Annotated in this window: 4 protein-coding genes; 3 read left to right on the top strand and 1 reads right to left on the bottom strand. The window is 68.8% G+C overall.

Features of this window, described 5'->3' with window-relative positions:
- The first annotated feature begins 91 nt into the window (after positions 1 to 91).
- Together DMC18_RS24150 and DMC18_RS24145 are read left to right on the top strand one after the other, a co-directional pair.
- Positions 92 to 733, top strand: coding sequence for a TetR/AcrR family transcriptional regulator (locus DMC18_RS24150; protein ID WP_110117953.1), 642 nt, complete (start codon positions 92 to 94; stop codon positions 731 to 733).
- 88 nt (positions 734 to 821) lie between these two features.
- On the top strand, positions 822 to 1025 hold the full coding sequence (locus DMC18_RS24145; RefSeq protein WP_110117952.1) for a hypothetical protein: 204 nt from the start codon (positions 822 to 824) through the stop codon (positions 1023 to 1025).
- A 171-nt stretch (positions 1026 to 1196) separates the two neighbouring features.
- On the opposite strand, the gene DMC18_RS24140 is transcribed toward DMC18_RS24145, so the two are convergent.
- On the bottom strand, positions 1197 to 2522 hold the full coding sequence (locus DMC18_RS24140) for an oxygenase MpaB family protein (RefSeq protein WP_110117951.1): 1326 nt from the start codon (positions 2520 to 2522) through the stop codon (positions 1197 to 1199).
- 124 nt (positions 2523 to 2646) lie between these two features.
- On the opposite strand from DMC18_RS24140, the gene DMC18_RS24135 reads away from it, so the two are divergent.
- Positions 2647 to 3246, top strand: coding sequence for a TetR/AcrR family transcriptional regulator (locus tag DMC18_RS24135; protein WP_110117950.1), 600 nt, complete (start codon positions 2647 to 2649; stop codon positions 3244 to 3246).
- The last annotated feature ends 56 nt before the right edge of the window (positions 3247 to 3302 follow it).

Genomic DNA, 3302 nt, shown 5'->3' with positions numbered 1-3302 from the left:
TGCCCTCGCCCCTATCATCGATCGGTGATAAGTAATCACTGATCGATTATTGTGGGTTGTCAAGCCGGCCCCGCTGCGGAAAGGAGGGACGATGACCGCGCCGAAGATCCGTTCCCCCCGCAAACCCAAGGGACAGGGCGCCGAACGACGCGAGGAGATCCTGGACGCGGCCCTGCGGCTGTTCAGCGAGAAGGGCCTGCACGCGGTCTCGACCCGCCAGATCGCCGAGGCCACGGGCGTCTCGCAGCCGGCCCTCTACGCCTATTTCGCCACCAAGGACGACATCACCGCCGAGCTGTGCGTGCGGGCCTTCGCGACCCTGGTCGAGCGGATGGAAGAGGCGCGGGCCACTTTCAAGCCCACGGCCGAATGCTTCGAGCGGGCCCTGCGGGTCTATGTCGATTTCGGCCTGGAGGAGCCCGACGCCTATCGCGTGGCCTTCATGGTCGAGAAGGGCCTGGACGGGTCCTACAAGGAGCGGGTCGGCGACCGGCCGATGATGGCGGGCATCGGCGCCTTCCAGCGCTTCGCCGAGATCGTGGGCGAGATGCGCGACGCGGGCCTCACCCATGACGACGACGTCCAGAGCATGACCCAGACCCTGTGGGCGGGCCTGCATGGCCTGGTTTCCCTGCTGATCGCCCGCGCCGACTTCCCGTGGGTCGAGCGCGAGGTGCTGATCGCCTGCCACATCGCCCTGCTGCGGCGGGGAACCTTGAAAGACGTCCGCTAAAGACGTCCCCTAAAGACGCTCGTTGAAACGGGGCGAGCGCGGGCCTACATCCGCGGGCTCCCGATCTCTCCCGACGAAAGACGCCTCGATGGCCAAGCTGCAGCCCCTGGAAACCTTCTCCCTGCAGGAAACCGAAGACGGCTACCGCCTGCTGGTCTCGGCCGTGGGCGGCGACGCGATCTACGTCTCGATCACCTCCGAGCAGATGGACGAGATCATCGACAGCCTCGACACGGCCCTGACCGGCGACGAGGAGACGGCGGGCGAAGGCGACTTCGACGACGCGGACTGACCAAGAGTCCTTCTCCCCTTGCGGGAGAAGGTGTCGGCGAAAGCCGACGGATGAGGGGTCTCTCAGACCTTTGACGCAGCACCCGGTCGCTCGGCCGTCGTGGCGGACAGGGCTTTCGACCCCTCACCCGACCTGCTTCGCAGGCCACCCTCTCCCGCAAGGGGAGAGGGATCAGGCTGCCGCAGGCCGCGCATTGGTCGGCCGGTAGTTGGCCGCATCGGTCGTGAACTCGGCGTGGCCGTAGCGCTTGAGCAGGCTGCGCATCCGGCGGACCAGCGCCGCATTGGCCAATTCCCTCACCCCCGGCACATGATCCGCCAGCTCGAAGGCCTTCATCTGCAGGGTGACCAGCAGGGCCACGATGATGAACACCACCTCGTCGGCCGGCCCCACCTCGATCCCCATGCTCGCCGCGCGCGCCCGATCGCCGCGCAGGAAGTGGCGCAGGAAGAAGGCCTTGGCGAAGCGGCGCTCGATGCGGTCGTGCAGGCGGTTGGCCGGGCTTTCGTCGGGCGGCAGGTAGGCGCCCAGGGTGGCGCGGATCAGCGCCCCGCAAGTCTCGTCGTCGAAGCCCCTGCGCAGGGTGCTGTCGCGGGCGGTCATCATCCGCACCACGCCCTCGGGGGTGTCGGCCAGCAGATCCTCGGGCAGGCCCAGCAGGAAGCAGCGGTAGCGGCTCAGTTCCACCTTGGCCCGCTCGGCCGCCGTGAAGTGGCGGCGACCCTTGCGCAGCATCTGGAACGACATCAGGAACACCGGGATCAGGCCGGCCGGCATCTGGTCGACCTGTGGGATCGGCACGCCGTAGACCGCGCTGTCCCAGCGGCCCGAGCGCAGGGCGTTGAAGCGCACCATCGAATGCATCAGCCGCACCATGGCCGCGGCCTTGAAGCCCTCGCCGTGCGGCTCCAGCGCGCCGGGCAGGATGGTGGTGGCGAAGAAGGCGGCCGTCTCGTTGACCCGCTTGGCGGCGGTCTCGGCCCCCAGGGTTCCGGTCAGGGCCATGGGCAGGGCGGAATACTTGTTGAGGAAGGTCGCCACGAACGCGCCGCGGATGGCGAAGGGGGCGAGGAAGGCGGCGGCGTTGCGCTCCAGCCGCTGGCCCTCGCGCACCAGGTCCATGTCGATCCAGTCGGGCGCGGCCGCCATCTCGGCGACGAAGGCGGCCAGTTCGGGGGGCGCGTCCGGCACGGCCTCGATCCCCTGGTCGCAGGCGGTGGTCAGCATGTCGATCAGCCGGCGAAAGCCGTATTGCGGGATCAGGGCGGCGTAGGCGTCGGCGACGATGTCGCCCAGCATGGTGTAGGCGCGAACGCGGTCGAGGTCGTCCTGGGTGACGCTGACGCCCAGCGGGTTGCGGTCGCGAGCGACGGCGAAGCTCGGGTCTTCGGTGAAGCGTTCGGGCGTGCGGTCGAAATCGATCTGGCCGTAGAAGCCCGGCAGGCGGGTCTTCTGCGAGGCGACGCGGGCGCGGACGTCTTCGATGGGACGGATCATCGGGGCTCCTTCCGGTTCGCCGGCGAAGGCGAACCTGTTCTCGACCTCAAGCGTATGTAAGCATTGCTCATGTTCCTACTCGCCTTGTCTTCAGGCAGGGTGAGCGCGTGAAGAGGGTCCGCAAGTGGCTGAAAAGCAACGCAGAGCGCCAAGCCAGGGGCGCGCCCAGGCCACGGTGGACGCCATTCTCGACGCGGCCTTTCAGCTTCTGGAGAGCGACGGACCCGAGCGCCTGACCACCAATCACGTGGCCGAGCGGGCCGGGGTGAGCGTCGGCACGGTCTACCAGTACTTCGCCGACAAGCAGGACATACTGGCGGCCCTGGCCCAGCGACGGACCAGCGCCGTGCGCGACGCGATCGCGGAGACCCTGATCGAACGGCCGGACCTGGGCAGCGTGCGGCCGATCGTGCGGGCGCTGATGAACGGCTTCGAGGGCTCGCCGGCCACGCGTCAGGCGCTGCTTGGCGCCCTGTTCCACCGGGGTGACGCGGTGCTGGAGACGCATCACCAGGCCTTTCTCGCCTCGATCGCCGGCAAGGCCCGGCTGCAGATCGACCTGACCCCGGAGGCGGCCTTCGTCCTCACCCACGCCGCCGTCGGCCTGCTGCGGGCCGCGGCCGCCGAGCCGGGGCTGGCGCTGGATCCGCAGGCTCTGGAGGACGAACTGGTCCGGCTGATGGAGGCCTATATCTCGGCGCTGGTGGCGGTGAAGCGCAGCTGATCCCTCTCCCCTTGCGGGAGAGGGTGGCCTCGCGGAGCGAGGTCGGGTGAGGGGTC

This window comes from Caulobacter sp. D5 (assembly GCF_003185805.1).
Taxonomy (GTDB): domain Bacteria; phylum Pseudomonadota; class Alphaproteobacteria; order Caulobacterales; family Caulobacteraceae; genus Caulobacter.
Note: the sequence above shows the minus strand (reverse complement) of the source record. Positions and strands in the feature narration are given on the sequence as shown.

What these genes read in the sequence shown, in the direction of transcription:
- DMC18_RS24145 (WP_110117952.1), top strand. Translation starts at nt 822, where the DNA reads ATGGCCAAGCTGCAGCCCCTGGAAACCTTCTCCCTGCAGGAAACCGAA.
- DMC18_RS24140 (WP_110117951.1), bottom strand. Translation starts at nt 2,522, where the DNA reads ATGATCCGTCCCATCGAAGACGTCCGCGCCCGCGTCGCCTCGCAGAAG.
- DMC18_RS24150 (WP_110117953.1), top strand. Translation starts at nt 92, where the DNA reads ATGACCGCGCCGAAGATCCGTTCCCCCCGCAAACCCAAGGGACAGGGC.